Below are 14952 nucleotides of genomic sequence, written 5' to 3'. Positions count from 1 at the left end.
GTACGTACGTCGTACGTCTCCTCTCCCCTTCCCCCGGCCCCCCCATCCCCTCTCCTTTTTCCAAACTTTTTTGTGGCTCGCTTCGCTCGGAGGCGTGCGACATCGGTGGGCCGTGCGTAAACACGGGCCTTGCTGGCGTGCGTCCTGTTGTTGGAGAGGCGGGATGTTTTTTTCGGGACGAAGGGAGACTGTGAAGGTCTGATTCGAGAGGACTTGCGGCCGTCGTTGCCGGGCGGTTACCCGCAGAGCGTCCTGAGTGCCTGTTTGATGCCGTCCTTGTCGATGCCGAGCATCCGGCGCAGCTCCTTCTGGCTGCCGTGTTCCACGAACTCGTCCGGGATGCCGAGCCGCTTGAGGCGCTTGCCGTCCATGACCCCGCGTTCGGTGAACAGTTCCAGCACGGCCGAGGAGAATCCCCCGGCCAGGGAGTTCTCCTCCACCAGCACGATGCGGTCGAACCGGGCGGCCAGCTCCAGGAGCTGTTCCTCTGGCAGCGGCTTGACGAACCGGGCGTTGAACACCGCCACGTGCAGGCCATCCTCGACCAGCTCCATGGCCGCCTCCACCGCCGGGTAGACCCGCGAGCCGATGGCGATGACCGCCGCGTCCTCGCCGTCGCGCATGAGCTCGCCCCTGCCGACGGCGATCGTCTTCGGGTTGGCCGAGACCTTGGCCCCGACCCCGGTGCCGCGCGGATAGCGCACCGCGCAGGGGCCCTCATGAGCAAAGGCCGTGGCCATCATCCGGGCCAGTTCGGCCTCGTCCTTGGGGGCCATGACCACCAGGTTCGGGATGTGGCGCAGATAGCTCATGTCAAAGGCCCCGTGATGGGTGGCCCCGTCCTCGCCCACCAGGCCGCCCCGGTCCAGGAAGAAATTCACGTTCAGATTCTGCAGGCAGACGTCGTGCACGATCTGGTCGTAGGCCCGCTGCATGAAGGTGGAGTAGATGGCGACGGCGGGCTTGTACCCCTCGGTGGCCAGCCCGGCCGCGAACGTCACCGCGTGCTGCTCGCAGATGCCCACGTCCACGAACCGCTCCGGGTGGTTCTTGCGGAAACATTCGGTGCCCGTGCCCTCGGGCATGGCCGCGGTGATGGCGATGATCCTGTCGTCCCTGGACGCCAGCGAACACAGGGTGTCGCCGAAGACGGCCGTGTAGGACTGCAGGGCGGAGCCGGAAAACTTGCGGGCCAGGCCGGTCTCGGGGATGAACTCGCCCACGCCGTGGTAGTGGGACGGGTCGGACTCGGCGGGCTCGTACCCCTTGCCCTTCTTGGTCATGACATGGACCAGCACCGGCTTGTCCAGCTTCTTCACCTCTTCGAAGACCTTGACCAGGGTGGCCGTGTCGTGGCCGTCGATGGGGCCCACGTAGGTGAAATGGAAGGCCTCGAACAGGATGCCCGGGGTGAAGAAGGACTTGACCGAATCGCCGTACCGCTTGGCATACCCGGCCAGATCGTCGCCGATCTTGGGAATGGTCGCCAGCAGCCCCTCCACGTCGCTCTTGAGCCGCTGCAGAAACGGGGTGGTCATCTTGCGGCTCAGAAACTGCGACAGCGCGCCCACGTTCTTGGAGATGGACATCTCGTTGTCGTTCAGGACCACGACCATCTTGCTGCCCAGGTCCCCCGCCTGGTTCAGCCCCTCGAAGGCCAGCCCGGCGGTCAGGGAGCCGTCGCCGATGACCGCCACCACCTCGTGGTCCTCGCCCTTGAGGTCGCGGGCCATGGCCATGCCCAACGCGGCCGAGATGGAGGTGGACGAATGGCCCACGCCAAAGTGGTCGTAGTGCGACTCGGCCATGCGCGGGAAGCCGGACAGGCCGCCCTTCTGGCGCAGGGTGTGGAACTCGTCGGCGCGGCCGGTGAGCAACTTGTGGGCGTACGCCTGGTGTCCCACGTCCCAGACCAGCTTGTCCCGCTCCAGGTCGAAGGACCTAAACAGGGCGAGCGTCAGCTCGATCACGCCCAGCGACGGGGCCAGGTGGCCGCCGTGGGCCGACACCTGGCTGATGATGATGTCGCGCAATTCCTGGGCCAGAATGTCGATCTGGTCGCCTTCCAGGGCGCGGACGTCACCGGGCTTGTGGATCTTGGACAGGATGGCTGTCTGTTTGGGGTCTTTGATCATGGAAGCGAAATCCTAGTGCAATCAATACACCCTGTCTACTATGTATCGGGCCAATTGCCATAGGAACTCCTGTTCCGACCCGAAATAGCCCGACAAATGCGTCAACGCCTCGTCCACGTACTCCCGGGCCAGGGTTTTGCTCCTGTCCAGCCCGATGAGCGCCGGATAGGTGGTCTTGCCCATGGCCTCGTCGCTGCCCGCGGGCTTGCCCAGGGTCGCGGTGTCGCCGACCACGTCGAGCACGTCGTCCACGATCTGGAAAGCCACGCCGATCTTGCGCCCGAACTCGCGGGCGTTGTCGATATCCGTCTCCCCGGCCCCGGCCAGGATCGCCCCGCACTCGCAGGAGGCGGTCAGCAGCGCCCCGGTCTTCATGGCGTGCATCTTCTTGAGCTCCCCCAGCGGCACGCCCGTGCGCCCGGTCAGCTCCATGTCCACGGTCTGGCCGCCGACCATGCCGCCCGCTCCGGCCGCCCGGGCCAGCACGGAAACCGCCCGCAGCACGCGGTCGGCGGGCAGCCCCTCGACCAGGGACGCGGCGGCCATCAGCCCGAAGGCCTCGGTCAGCAGCCCGTCGCCCGCCAGGATGGCCGTGGCCTCGTCGAACTGCTTGTGGTTGGACGGACGCCCGCGCCGCAGGTCGTCGTCGTCCATGGCGGGCAGGTCGTCGTGGATCAGCGAATAGGTATGGATACACTCCAGCGAGGCGGCAAAGGGCATGGCCTTGGCCGCTTCCCCGCCGAGCAGCCCGTTCCAGGACAGGACCAGCACCGGCCGCAGCCGCTTGCCCCCGGCCAGCAGGGAGTATTCCATGGACTTGAGCAGCCGGTCCGGGATGCCCTTGTCCCGCAGGCAGGCGACCAGATAGCCTTCCACCTCGGCCGCGCGGCGGCCCAGATCGTCTTTGAAGGTCACTGTTCGTCCTCCGTTTCCGAGGTCAGCGCCTCGAGCGCGTCGAACTCGCGGACCAGCCCTTCGGACACGAGCTTGACCTCGTGCCGGGCGGTCTCCAGCTGCTTGCCGCACGCCTTGACCAGTTCGAGCCCCTCCTTGTACAGGGCCACGCCCTCCTCAAGGGGCAGGTCGCCGCGCTCCAACTGCTCGACCACGAGCTTGAGCCTCTCCAGACGGTCTTCGAAGCTTGTCGTTGCCATGTCTCTCTCCATATTCCCGTGCTCCGCAGGGTGCGAATCTTCAGGTTCCGGAAAATCCGGACGATCGGCGCGACCGGGACCGGCTCTTCCGTGTCCCGGCCACGGTTGATTTGTTCAGCCTATCTACTACTATTCAGATTAATTCACTTTTCATTACTTTCAACCAAAAACGTCCCATCGAAGAACGGCGCCGGATCGACCACCGCCCCGAGCACGAACACGGCCAGGTGCAAATGGGCGCCGGTGACGCGCCCGGTGGCCCCGGACAGGCCCACGACCTGCCCGGCCCCGACCATATCCCCTTCCTTCACCTTTGTCTTGGACAGGTGGCAGGACATGGAGAAAAAGCCGTTGCCGTGGTCGATGAGCACCGTGTTCCCGCCGTAGTAGAGATTGCGCGTGAGGACGACCTTCCCTGCGGCCACGGCGTGGATGGGCGTGCCGAGCCAGGCCCGGAAGTCCTGGCCGGTGTGCCGGGACGCCACGTTGCCGTTGAAAGTCCGGTACAGCCCGAACCGGCTGAGCATCTTGCCCTTGACCGGCCGGAAAAGGGGCGCGGTCCAGTAGCGCTCGGGCGAGGCCTGGGCCAGGGCGGCGCGCATCAGCTCGCGGTCCTTTTCGATGCGCGCCTGCTCGGACGCGGGCGGGCGGACCATCTTCGGGGGCACGGACAGAGTCTCGGTGCCCCACTCGGATTCCCCGACCTCGACGGTCCGGGAGAAGCGGCGCTCATGGCCCCAGATACGGGCGACCACGTCCAGCGTGTACGTCCCGGTCTCGCCGCGCAGGCCCACGCCGAGCAGCAGCACGGCCTCGGACCGCTCGCCGTCCTGGATCACGGCCGGGTGCACGCTCCTGCCGTTCCAGCGCACCTCCAGGTCCTCAAGCGGGTACCAGGTGGAGATGCGGACCGCGAAGGCCTTGCCCCGGCCCACGGCGTCGGGGGCCTGGACATCGACCATGCCGCCCGCCAGGGCCAGGCCCGGCAGGCAGAGGCAACACAGGAGGGTCAGACAAGGGAACAGCGGCCAGGGCCGCTTACCGAAAAGTTTGCGATTCTTCATGGCTATCGATCAACCAATGGTCATTGCAGCATGTTGTCGGCGGTCGTGGAGAACAGCGGCGCGGGATCGACCAGATCGCCCAGGACCGACAGGGAGAAGTGCAGGTGCGGCCCGGTGGCCCGTCCGCTCATGCCGGTCAAACCCACGGTCTGGCCGCGCTTGATCTCGTCGCCCTCCTTCACCGTGGGCTCGGACATGTGGAAATACATGGAGACCACTCCGTTGCCGTGATCCACGTAGACGGAATTGCCCGCGTAGTAGTGGTCTCCCACCAGGATGACCCTGCCGTCGGCCACGCACTTGATCGGATTGCCCATGGGCGAACGGAAGTCCAGCCCCCGGTGCGGGTTCTTGGGCTTGCCGTTGAGGATGCGCTGCGCGCCGTACACGGACAGGACCTTGCCCTGCACGGGCCGCTCGAGCGGCAGCCGCCACAGGCGCATGGCCGAGACCGTGTTCTTGGCCTCCGTGGTCTGTTTGCCCTCGGCCTCGATGCGCGCATACACGCCCTTGGGCGGGGTGACCATCTTCTCGGGCAGTGTCAATTCCTGTTTCGGATAGTCCTCCGGGGTGATGCGCACGGTGCGGCGCAAGGAGCTTTCCTTGCCGTCCACCGAGGCGATGACCACCAGCTCCTCCTTGCCGGGCCGCTCGGTGAGCACGTCCGTGCCGAGCATGGCCAGGGCCACGTGCCGGTTGTTCCAGACCGAGATGGACGGAACCACCTCGCGCCCCTGCCAGTGCACGGAAACCGACTCCAGCGGCAGGTCCGAGGTCAGTCGGACCAGGAACGGCTTGCCCACCCCCGCCTTGCTCGGCGCGGCCAGCACCAGGGCCGGAGCCGACTGGACCGGCGCGGGCTCGGCCTCGGCCGCAGCCGGGGCCTCATCCTTGGTCACCAGGGCGGGACTGTCCCCCTCCTGAAGCCCGAAGGCCGGGGCCTGTTCCTGTGTCTCCACCTGATCCTGGACCGGGGCCTGATCCTGAACCGGAGTCTGATCCTGGGCCAGGGCATTCAAGGGAAAACCGAGCAGGGCCGTCAATATCGCCAGCAGAAAAAACCGTTGCATAAACCTCTATTCCTCGTTGGGTCGGGTGTCCGTCACCGTGGCCGCCACTCGGCCGTCACGGACCGTGATATCAAGTGCGTCGCCCTTCGTCACCCTTCTCGGGTCACGTAAAAATTCGCCGGTCCCGGCCACGCGCACCAGGGCGTATCCGCGATCCAGCGGCCCCTCGGGGTCCAGCCCGCGCAACGCGGTCTCGAGCACGGCCAGCCGCTGCGTAGCAGTCTCGGCCGCGCCCCGTCCGGATTTGTCCAGCCTGCGCCCGAGCCCGTCCACGGCCCCGGCCAGCCCGTCCACGCGCCCCGGCCCAAACGCCCGGTCCAAACGGTGCGCCAGCCCGGCCGCGTCGCGCGAAAGCCCGTCCAGTTTGTGCGTGCCGAATGCCCGGGACAACCCCTCGGCCGCCCGCGCGCCCTGTTCCGCGCGCTCGAAATAATGGTCCAGCCCCGCGCCCTGCAACCGGGACATGAGCGCGGAAAAACGGTCCTCCATGCGCTCCAGCCGCCGCTGGGGCGACAGCCAGACCAGCGCCTTGCGCAGGTGCTCGAAACCGCCCTCCTTGCCCGACAGCCAGGCCGCATACGCCCGCGCCAGCCCCAGGTCCAGGACGTCCACTTTCTGGGCCAGGGTCTCGCGCCGGGGCCACAGCTCCTGGGCCGCATGGGACGGGGTGGCCGCGCGCTTGTCGGCCACGAAATCCGCGATGGACACGTCCGGTTCATGGCCCACGCCGGTGAGCACGGGCAGCCGCGCCCGGTAGATGGCGTCCGCCACCTCCTCGGTGTTGAACGCCCACAGATCCTCCAGCGACCCGCCGCCGCGGATGAGCACGACCACCTCGGCCCAGCCCTCGCCGTCCACCTGGTCCAGTGCCGCCGCGATCTGGGCCGGGGCCCGGTCGCCCTGGACCAGGACCGGATAAATCCGTATCTCCGCCCCGGTGCCGCGCGTGTCCGCGATGCGCAGGAAATCCCGGATGGCCGCGCCGGATTTGGAGGTGACCACCGCCACCCGCTTGGGGTCGCGCGGCAGCTCCAGTTTGCGGTCCTCGTCGAAATATCCCTTGGCCGCCAGCTTCTTCTTGAGCGCCTCGAAGGCCACCGCCAGGTCGCCCACGCCCCGGGCCTGGACCAGTTCGGCCACCAGCTGGTACTGGCCACGCGGCTCGTACACGTTGAGCCTTCCCGCGCACAGCACCTCCATGCCGTCCTCCAGCCCGGAGCCGGTCAGGGCCGTGCCGCCCCGCTCCTCCTCGATTTCGCCGGTGAGCGGATTAACCCGCTCCCCGCCCCGGTCCACGGACTCGGCCGAGGCCTGCGACGACTTGAACCAGACCACGGACAGAGCCGCGTCTCCGTCGGTCAGCGTGAAGTACACGTGCCCGGACGCCGGACGCGCCAGATTCGAAACCTGCCCCCGCACCCAGACGAACGGAAACTCGGCCTCCAGCAACGCCTTGACGGACTTGGTCAGTTCGGAAACGGTCAGTATATTGGACAAAGAATGCCTCCGGCGGCCGGGGGAAGGGGAGAAGGGAACCCTTTGAAAAGGGCTTCCCTTCTCCCCTTCCCCCGGACCCCCATCCCCTCATCCTTCCTAAACTTTTTATTGCCGCTTCGCGGTGGGGAGGGATCGGGGGTCCGGTTTATTTCATGTTTATTCAGCTTACTCCGAAGCAATGGCTACGCCCGCGCCGATCATGATCGTGCCGGCCGTGCGGTTCATGGCCTTCCACAGCCGGGTCGAGCGGATGGCGTGGCGGCCGCGCGCGGCAAGTGCGGCGTAGATCAGCGGGACCGTGGCGATGATCGGAACGATGATGGACATGACCAAAATCACATCGGAACCGGTCAGGGCCCGCATGTCCACGAAGCCGGGCAAAAAGCCGCAATAGAAGGCGATGGCCTTGGGGTTGCCCAGCGTCACGCACAGCCCGGCCAGGAAGCTGCGTCCCGGACGGACCGGCAACGCGCACTCGGCCTGCTCAATATTCGGTCTGGCCCGCCAGCACTTCACGCCCATGTACACCAGATAGGCCGCGCCCGCCCATTTCAAGACGACGAAATACGGCCCGATCCGCGAGGCCACCCAGCCCATGCCGAACAGGGCGGTCAGCAGGTAACACACGTCGCCCAGAGCCAGCCCGCAGGTGAACCCCGCCCCGGCCTTGAAACCGCGCGCCAGCGACTGCGCCACCACAGCCGAAATGCCCGGCCCCGGAATGCACGCGAACACCAGCGTGGCCAAGGCCAAGGCAATGCCGCTCTCGATAGTCATAGTCTTTCTCCCATATGGTTTTCCCGGCCGATCACAACCTACCACCCCCACCTCCACGCTTCAACCGGAAAGCGCGGAGGGGAAGAATGCCTCCGGCGGCCAGAGGGAAAACTTTTGAAAAAGTTTCCCCTCTGGACTCCCCTTCAAAACTTTTTAGCGCCGCTTCGCGGGGGCCGTGCAAACGCCGCTTGCCGTGCCTCAAAGGCAACAACTCGCCCTCCCTCAATCCGCCACCCCCGCGAAGCGCATAAAAAGTTTCGGAAAGGATGGGGATGGGGGGCCGGGGGCAAACAAAAAAACTCCCCGGCGCGATTCCGCGCCGGGGAGTTTGCAATGTCAACGAACGTGCGGAATCTAGGGGGTTTGGAGGCCCCAGTTGTTCCAGATCCGGTTTCGCCAAGCGGTGAAGGACTCGGCGAAGGTGTCGAGCGGGAGCTCGATCTTTTCGCCTGTCTTACGGTCCTTGGCTTCGATGATGCCGTTCTTGAGGCCCTTGCCGCCAAGCACGAGCTGCATGGGGTAGCCGATCAGGTCGGCCTCGGCGAACTTGACGCCGGGGCGCTCGCCCCGGTCGTCGAAGGCCGCGTCCACACCGAGTTTTTGCAGTTCGGCGTAGAGTTCCTCGGCCTTGTCGGCCACGTCCTGGTCCTTGCCGCCGAGCGAGATCAGGCAGACCTCGAACGGGGCGATGGACGGCGGGAAGCAGCAGCCGTTGTCGTCGAAGTTCTGCTCGATGGCCGAGGCTACGATGCGCGACACGCCGATGCCGTAGCAGCCCATTATCATGTATTGGGACTTGCCGTTCTCGTCCAGGAAGGTGGCTTCCATCTTCTTGGAGTATTTGAGGCCGAGCTTGAAGACGTGGCCGACCTCGATGCCCTTGGTGAATTCGATCTCGCCGCCGCATTCCGGGCAGACGTCGGTGGGCTCGATGACGCGCAGGTCCGCGTATTGGGCGATCTCGCAGTCGCGGCCGAGCGCCAGGTGCAGCACGTGGGTGTCGCCCTTGTTGGCTCCGGCCACCCAGTCGGTGGCACCGAGCAGTTCGTGGTCCGCGTAGACGGGCACCTCGGGGTCCAGCCCGGCGGGACCGGCGAAACCGACCGGCGCGTTGGTCAGCTTCCTGACCAGGGCCTCGTCGGCCAGCTCGATCTCATTGCCGCCCACCAGGTTGCGCAGCTTGATGTCGTTGAGTTCGCGGTCGCCGCGCACCAGCCCGGCCACGGGCCGACCGTCGACCACGAAAAGCAGGGTCTTGACCAGCTTGTCCGGGGAAATCTTGAGGAATCCGCAGACCTCGTCCACGGTGTGGGCACCCGGGGTGGCGATCTCCTCCATGGGCGGCACGGCGGCTTCGTCGATGGACGCGTTCTCGGGCGCGTTGACCCTGGCCTTTTCCAGATTGGCCGCGAAGTCGCAGGACAGGCAGGAGGCGATGGTGTCCTCGCCGGTCTCGGCCAGGACCATGAATTCATGGGAGAAGTCGCCGCCGATGGCCCCGGAGTCGGCCTGGACCGGCTTGAAACGCAGGCCGATGCGCGAGAACGCGGCCTTGTAGGCGTTGAACATGTCCCAATAGGACTGCTCCGCACCCGCCTCGTCGCGGTCGAAGGAGTAGCCGTCCTTCATGATGAACTCGCGGCCGCGCATGAGCCCGAACCGGGGGCGGATCTCGTCGCGGAACTTGGTCTGCACCTGGTAGAGGTTGACCGGCAGCTGCTTGTAGGACTTGATCTCGCCGCGCACCAGGTCGGTGATGACCTCCTCGTGGGTCGGTCCGAGGCAGTAGTCGCGGTCGTGGCGGTCCTTGAAGCGGAGGAGTTCCTTGCCGTAGTACTCCCAGCGGCCGGTCTCCTTCCACAGGTCGGCGGGCTGGACGGAGGGCAGAAGGACTTCCAGCGCCCCCGCGCGGTCCATCTCCTCGCGCACGATCCGCGCCACCTTGTTGATGGAGCGCAGGCCGAGCGGCAGATAGTTGTAAATGCCGCTGGTCAGCTTGCGGATCATGCCCGCGCGCATCAGGAGCTTGTGGGAGACCACCTCGGCGTCGGCCGGGTCCTCCTTCAGGGTCGGGATGTAATAGCGGGAAAGACGCATCTAGTCGGTTCTCCTTTCTTCCAGGAATTTATCGATTTCTTTCATGAATTCGGGCAGCAGGTTGGCGTTGCCCCGGACCTTGCGGACCACCTCGCCCTTGCGGAAAATGATGCCCAGGTCCCGGCCTCCGGCGATGCCGATGTCGGCCTCCCGGGCCTCGCCCGGACCGTTGACCACGCAGCCCATGACGGCCACGGTAAAGACCTCTTCCACGCCCCGAAGCGCCGCCTCCACCCGCTCGGCCAGTTCGATCAGGCCGATCTCGGTGCGCCCGCAGGTAGGGCAGGATATAATCTCCGGGCCGCGTTCCCGCAAGCCCAGGGAGCGGAGGATTTCGTAGGCCACGCCGATCTCGGCCACCGGATCGTGGGTCAGGGACACGCGCATGGTGTCGCCGATGCCTTCGTGCAGGAGGATGCCCAGCCCGACCGAGGACTTGACCGCGCCGCGCACGAGCGTCCCCGCCTCGGTGATGCCGATGTGCAGCGGGTAATCCACCTGTTCGGACATGAGCCGGTAGGCCGCCATGGTCTTGAGCACGGACGAGGTCTTGAGGGAAATCTTGATGTCGTGGAAACCGCGCGCCTCGAGCATGCGCACGTGCCGCAGGCCGGACTCGACCATGGCCTCGGGCGTGGGGCCGCCGTATTGTTTCAGCAGGTCCTTTTCGAGCGATCCGCCGTTGACCCCAATGCGGATGGGCGTGGAGCGCTCCTTGGCCGCCCGGACAACAGCGTCCACCTTGGCCTCATCCCCGATGTTGCCCGGGTTGATGCGCAGGCCGTCGAAACCCGCGTCCAGCGCGGCCAGGGCCAGCCGGTGGTCGAAGTGGATGTCCGCGATGAGCGGCACGGGCGACTGTTCGCGGATGGCCGCAAGCTTCGCGGCCGCCGCCTCGTCGGGCACGGCCAGGCGCACGATCTCGCACCCGGCCTCGGCCAGTTGGTGAATCTGTGCCACCGTGGCCAGGACGTCGCGCGTGTCCGTGTTGCACATGGACTGGACCCGGACCGGGTTGTCCCCGCCGATGCCCACGCCGCCGATGTTCACTGTTCTTGTCCGCTTCCGCTGCATAAGGACACGCACATTACGCAATTTCCCCGGCCAAGCCAAGTGGCGCGGGCACGCCGGCCCCGGGCGGCTGCCCCACTCCGGGCGCGGACTCGGCGTCGGGCACGGACGAACAAGTGATCCCGAGCGCGAAACGCACCTGTCCAGTTCCCAATGATAACACGGCGCTCCCGCTCTCTCCAGCCAAAGCCTTATCACCTTTTCCCCCATCGCGGCCTTCCTCTCCGGCGGCCGTCCCGGACAAAAATGGACCGCAACAGTCCGTTTTCATTTCCCTCTTGACGCCCTTCCCGGTTTTATTTAGGAAGTTTATGGTGTTACATTTCATATATTCGTAGCAATCAATAGGTTGCAATTACCATTTCGTATGCCATGCAAGGTGTTCAAATGAAAAAGCATCGTCTTCTTTGCGTCGCTCTCATCTTCTTCCTGGCCGTGCCCGCCATCGGGGCGGCGCGCACCCTGACCGACTCGAACGGCCGAGTGAACGACATCCCGGACACGATCGATCAGGCCATCTGCTCCGGCTCCGGCTGCCTGCGGCTTTTGACCTACCTCGGTGCCCAGGACCGCATCGTGGCCGTGGACGATATCGAGGCCCGCCGCCGCAAATTCGACGCCAGGCCCTACGCCATCGCCAACCCGCAGTTCAAGAAGATGCCCATATTCGGCGAGTTCAGGGGACACGACAATCCCGAACTGATCCTGACCCTGGAGCCACAGCCCCAGGTCATCTTCAAGACCTACACCTCGTCCATGGGCTACGATCCCCAGGAGCTCCAGGACAAGACAGGCATCCCGGTGGTCGTCCTCGACTACGGCAACCTGGGCAACAAGCGGCCCGCCCTGTACAAGAGCCTGCGCATCATGGCCCAGGCCATGGGCAGGGAACAACGCGCCGAGGAGGTCATCGGGTACATCGACGGGCTCATAGCCGACCTGAGCCACCGCACGGGCAACGTGCCGGGCCAGGAACGGTCCACGGTCTATCTGGGCGGCGTGGCCTTCCGGGGGCCGCACGGCTTCCAGTCCACGGAACCGGCCTATCCGCCGTTCCAGTTCGTCAACGCCATCAACCTGGCCTATGAGGCGGGCAAGGCGGGCAAAAGCCTGGCCCAGTCCGACATCGCCAAGGAAAAGATCGTCGAGTGGAACCCGGACGTGCTTTTCCTGGACCTGGCCACCCTGCAGCTGGGCGACGACGCGGGCGGGCTGTTCGAACTGCGCACCGATCCGGCCTACCGCATGCTCTCCGCCGTGAAGGAAGGCCGCGTCTACGGCGTGCTGCCGTACAACTGGTACACCCAGAATTTCGGCTCCATCCTGGCCGACGCCTATTTCATCGGCAAGGTTCTCTACCCCGACCGGTTCTCGGACGTGGACCCGGCGGCCAAGGCGGACGAGATATACACCTTCCTGGTGGGCAAGCCGGTCTTCAAGGACATGGACGCCCTGTTCCACGGCATGGCCTTCAAGCCGGTCCCGGTGAATTAGATGCACTTCTCCGATGGCCAGGTCCCGGCCGAATACCGGCGGTACATCGGCGTCAAGCTCGTCGTGGTCTGCCTGACCGGCGGGCTGCTGGCCGCGGCCCTGGTGGTCTCCATCTCCCTGGGCGCGGCCAACATCCCGGTGGCGGACGTGGCCAGGACCCTCATGGGCTGGGCCGTGTCCAAGCGGTTCGACGTGATCGTCTGGAACATCCGTCTGCCCCAGGCCCTGGCGTCCATCGTGGCCGGGGCCGGGCTGGCCGTGGCCGGGGCGGTCATGCAGTCCATCCTGCGCAACCCGCTCGGCTCGCCCTTCACCCTGGGCATCTCCCACGCGGCGGCCTTCGGCGCGGCCCTTTCCGTGATGGTCCTGGGCGGCGGGATCATGGGCTCCAGCAACGCGGACGCAGTGAACGTCACCAACCCGTACCTGACCACGGGCGTGGCCTTCGTCTTCAGCCTGGCCGCGGCCGGGGTCATCGTCGGGGTCTCCCGGCTGCGCGGGTCCTCGCCCGAGATCATGATCCTGACCGGCGTGGCGCTGGGCGCGCTGTTCACCGCCGGGACCATGTTCCTGCAATTCTTCGCCGACGACGTGCAGCTGGCGGCCATGGTCTTCTGGACCTTCGGCGACACGGCCCGGGCCTCCTGGACCGAGTTGGGAGTCATGGCCGGAGTGACCCTCGTCACCTCCCTCTATTTCCTGGCCAACGGCTGGAACTACAACGCCATCGACGCGGGCGACGAGACCGCCCAGGGGTTGGGCGTGCGCGTGGACCGGGTCCGGCTCTTCGGCATGCTGCTCGCCTCCCTGCTCACGGCCGTGGTCATCGCCTTCCTGGGCATCATCGGCTTCGTCGGCCTGGTGGTCCCGCACATGGTCCGCCGGGTCATCGGCTCGGACCACCGCTTCCTGCTGCCGGGCTCCATCCTGGCGGGCGGCCTGCTCCTGCTCGTCTCGGACACCGCCGCCCGGCTGGTCCTGGCCCCGCACATGCTGCCGGTCTCGGTCCTGACCGCGTTCATGGGCGCGCCGGTCTTCATCTATCTCATCATAAGGGGGCAGCGGCGATGATCCTTTCGGTCACCGATCTCGACTTCGCCTACAACGGCACCCGCGTCCTCCGGGACGTGCGGTTCAACCTGGACGGCGGAGAACTCATGGCCATCCTCGGCCCCAACGGCGTGGGCAAGACCACCCTGCTCAAGTGCATCAACGCCATCCACGCCCCAAGCGCGGGCAAGGTCATGGTCGAGGACCGCGACGTGCTCAGGATGCGACCGCACGAGATCGCGCTGGGCATCGGCTACGTGGCCCAGCGCAACGAGGCCGCCCGGCTGACCGTGTTCGACGCCGTGCTCATGGGCCGCAAGCCGCACATCGTCTGGCGGGTGGGCGAAAAGGACCTCAAGATGGTCGACTCCGCCCTGAAACGGCTGCACATGACCCACCTCGCCCTGCGCCACATCGACCGCCTGTCCGGCGGCGAGCTGCAAAAGGTGGCCATCGCCCGCGCCCTGGTCCAGGAACCGCGCCTCATGCTCCTGGACGAGCCCACCTCCAGCCTGGACCTCAAGAGCCAAGTGGACATCCTGACCATGCTCCGCCGGGTGGTGGACGAACACCGCATCGCCGCGATCATGACCATGCACGACCTGAACACCGCCCTGCGCTACGCGGACCAGGTCCTGTTCCTCAAGGATGGACGCATCCACTCCTCCGGCCCGGCCTGCGAGGTCACCTCGGCCGTGGTCGAGGAGGTCTACGGCCTGCCCGTGCACATTCACCACGTCCAGGGCCACCCCATGGTGGTCCCGGCCGCCTAGCCCCGAACAAAAGGAGAATCCCCATGCCCTGCTCCATTCCCCAGGATAGGATCGACGCGGCCATCGCCTTCCACGGCCACCACTGCCCCGGCCTGACCATCGGCGTCCGCGCCGTGGAACTGGCCCGGCGCGAACTCGGCGACCTGGACGCCCTGGACCTGGTCGCCGTGGCAGAGACCGACATGTGCGGCGTGGACGCCATCCAGTTTTTGACCGACTGCACCCTGGGCAAGGGCAACTTCATCCACCGCGACTACGGCAAGCGCGCCTTCACCTTCTTCGACCGCACGTCCGGCAAGGGGTTCCGCGCCGTGCTCCGGGATTCCGCCATGGGCCGCCCCGGAGAGACCCGGGAAGCGGGCATCGAACGCTTCATGGCCCTGCCCCTGGACGACATGTTCGCCGTCACCCCCCTCGACTGCCCCGCGCCCCGCCCCGCCGCCGTGCTGCAAAGCCTGCGCTGCGAACAATGCGGCGAAATGACCATGGAATCCCGCACCCGCCGCTATGGCGGCAAGACCTACTGCATCCCCTGCTTCAGGGACATCGACCAGAAGCTGTGACCCCCGCTTCCGGCAACCGCCCCACTGCTTGAATGCATGCAGCCCCGGCTCGAACGAGCCGGGGCTTTGCTTTCGCCCGTCCCGAGAATACGCCGACGTGCACTTGACCCGCCCGACCACTTTCTTTTGTTAAAAATGTAAACCCGCATTGACAGAAAACAGATCATGGGCAACAGTGCGCATATATTCATATCTATACTCTATAAA

General features: G+C 66.0%; 13 protein-coding genes. 4 read left to right on the top strand and 9 right to left on the bottom strand.

Going from position 1 to position 14952, the window contains the following annotated elements; translation table 11 throughout:
- Positions 1-236: 236 nt before the first annotated feature.
- From dxs to ispG, 9 genes are all read right to left on the bottom strand, one after another.
- Positions 237-2135, bottom strand: coding sequence for a 1-deoxy-D-xylulose-5-phosphate synthase (gene dxs / locus BerOc1_RS13315; protein ID WP_071546159.1), 1899 nt, complete (start codon positions 2133-2135; stop codon positions 237-239).
- 21 nt (positions 2136-2156) lie between these two features.
- Complete coding sequence (locus BerOc1_RS13310; protein ID WP_071546158.1) at positions 2157-3050, bottom strand: polyprenyl synthetase family protein; 894 nt, start codon at positions 3048-3050, stop codon at positions 2157-2159.
- Complete coding sequence (gene xseB, locus BerOc1_RS13305; protein WP_071546157.1) at positions 3047-3289, bottom strand: exodeoxyribonuclease VII small subunit; 243 nt, start codon at positions 3287-3289, stop codon at positions 3047-3049. Before xseB ends, BerOc1_RS13310 begins: the two co-directional genes overlap by 4 nt.
- Before the next feature lie 143 nt (positions 3290-3432).
- Positions 3433-4353 (bottom strand): M23 family metallopeptidase, encoded by a 921-nt coding sequence (locus BerOc1_RS13300; protein WP_071546156.1) that lies wholly within the window; start codon positions 4351-4353, stop codon positions 3433-3435.
- A 20-nt stretch (positions 4354-4373) separates the two neighbouring features.
- On the bottom strand, positions 4374-5423 hold the full coding sequence (locus BerOc1_RS13295; RefSeq protein ID WP_242652992.1) for a M23 family metallopeptidase: 1050 nt from the start codon (positions 5421-5423) through the stop codon (positions 4374-4376).
- 6 nt (positions 5424-5429) lie between these two features.
- The gene (gene xseA, locus BerOc1_RS13290; protein ID WP_071546155.1) at positions 5430-6920 is read right to left on the bottom strand and encodes an exodeoxyribonuclease VII large subunit; all 1491 of its coding nucleotides are present in this window, start codon (positions 6918-6920) and stop codon (positions 5430-5432) included.
- Positions 6921-7085: 165 nt separating this feature from the next.
- The gene (locus BerOc1_RS13285; protein ID WP_071546154.1) at positions 7086-7697 is read right to left on the bottom strand and encodes a LysE family translocator; all 612 of its coding nucleotides are present in this window, start codon (positions 7695-7697) and stop codon (positions 7086-7088) included.
- Between the two features lie 354 nt (positions 7698-8051).
- Positions 8052-9794 (bottom strand): proline--tRNA ligase, encoded by a 1743-nt coding sequence (locus tag BerOc1_RS13280; protein ID WP_071546153.1) that lies wholly within the window; start codon positions 9792-9794, stop codon positions 8052-8054.
- On the bottom strand, positions 9795-10868 hold the full coding sequence (gene ispG, locus BerOc1_RS13275; protein ID WP_071546152.1) for a flavodoxin-dependent (E)-4-hydroxy-3-methylbut-2-enyl-diphosphate synthase: 1074 nt from the start codon (positions 10866-10868) through the stop codon (positions 9795-9797).
- 384 nt (positions 10869-11252) lie between these two features.
- Between ispG and BerOc1_RS13270 the strand changes: the two genes are divergently transcribed.
- From BerOc1_RS13270 to BerOc1_RS13255, 4 genes are read left to right on the top strand one after another with little or no spacing between them, the layout of a single operon-like run.
- A complete protein-coding gene (locus BerOc1_RS13270) occupies positions 11253-12359 on the top strand; it encodes an iron ABC transporter substrate-binding protein (RefSeq protein ID WP_071546151.1) in 1107 nt (368 codons plus the stop codon).
- Positions 12360-13430: a FecCD family ABC transporter permease gene (locus tag BerOc1_RS13265; protein ID WP_071546150.1), complete on the top strand. Its 1071-nt coding sequence runs from the start codon at positions 12360-12362 to the stop codon at positions 13428-13430.
- Positions 13427-14182: an ABC transporter ATP-binding protein gene (locus BerOc1_RS13260; RefSeq protein WP_071546149.1), complete on the top strand. Its 756-nt coding sequence runs from the start codon at positions 13427-13429 to the stop codon at positions 14180-14182. The genes BerOc1_RS13265 and BerOc1_RS13260 overlap by 4 nt, the downstream gene beginning before the upstream one ends.
- A 23-nt stretch (positions 14183-14205) precedes the next feature.
- Complete coding sequence (locus tag BerOc1_RS13255; RefSeq protein WP_071546148.1) at positions 14206-14745, top strand: FmdE family protein; 540 nt, start codon at positions 14206-14208, stop codon at positions 14743-14745.
- Positions 14746-14952 lie beyond the last annotated feature (207 nt).

The sequence above is a fragment of the Pseudodesulfovibrio hydrargyri genome, from assembly GCF_001874525.1.
In the GTDB taxonomy this organism is placed as follows: Bacteria; Desulfobacterota; Desulfovibrionia; order Desulfovibrionales; family Desulfovibrionaceae; genus Pseudodesulfovibrio; species Pseudodesulfovibrio hydrargyri.
This window is presented reverse-complemented; position numbering and strand designations above follow the sequence as displayed.

Bases quoted from the DNA above. Each gene is read 5' to 3' on its own strand.
- dxs (WP_071546159.1), bottom strand. From the start codon at position 2,135: ATGATCAAAGACCCCAAACAGACAGCCATCCTGTCCAAGATCCACAAG.
- xseB (WP_071546157.1), bottom strand. From the start codon at position 3,289: ATGGCAACGACAAGCTTCGAAGACCGTCTGGAGAGGCTCAAGCTCGTG.
- BerOc1_RS13300 (WP_071546156.1), bottom strand. From the start codon at position 4,353: ATGAAGAATCGCAAACTTTTCGGTAAGCGGCCCTGGCCGCTGTTCCCT.
- BerOc1_RS13295 (WP_242652992.1), bottom strand. From the start codon at position 5,423: ATGCAACGGTTTTTTCTGCTGGCGATATTGACGGCCCTGCTCGGTTTT.
- BerOc1_RS13285 (WP_071546154.1), bottom strand. From the start codon at position 7,697: ATGACTATCGAGAGCGGCATTGCCTTGGCCTTGGCCACGCTGGTGTTC.
- BerOc1_RS13280 (WP_071546153.1), bottom strand. From the start codon at position 9,794: ATGCGTCTTTCCCGCTATTACATCCCGACCCTGAAGGAGGACCCGGCC.
- ispG (WP_071546152.1), bottom strand. From the start codon at position 10,868: ATGCAGCGGAAGCGGACAAGAACAGTGAACATCGGCGGCGTGGGCATC.
- BerOc1_RS13270 (WP_071546151.1), top strand. From the start codon at position 11,253: ATGAAAAAGCATCGTCTTCTTTGCGTCGCTCTCATCTTCTTCCTGGCC.
- BerOc1_RS13265 (WP_071546150.1), top strand. From the start codon at position 12,360: ATGCACTTCTCCGATGGCCAGGTCCCGGCCGAATACCGGCGGTACATC.
- BerOc1_RS13260 (WP_071546149.1), top strand. From the start codon at position 13,427: ATGATCCTTTCGGTCACCGATCTCGACTTCGCCTACAACGGCACCCGC.
- BerOc1_RS13255 (WP_071546148.1), top strand. From the start codon at position 14,206: ATGCCCTGCTCCATTCCCCAGGATAGGATCGACGCGGCCATCGCCTTC.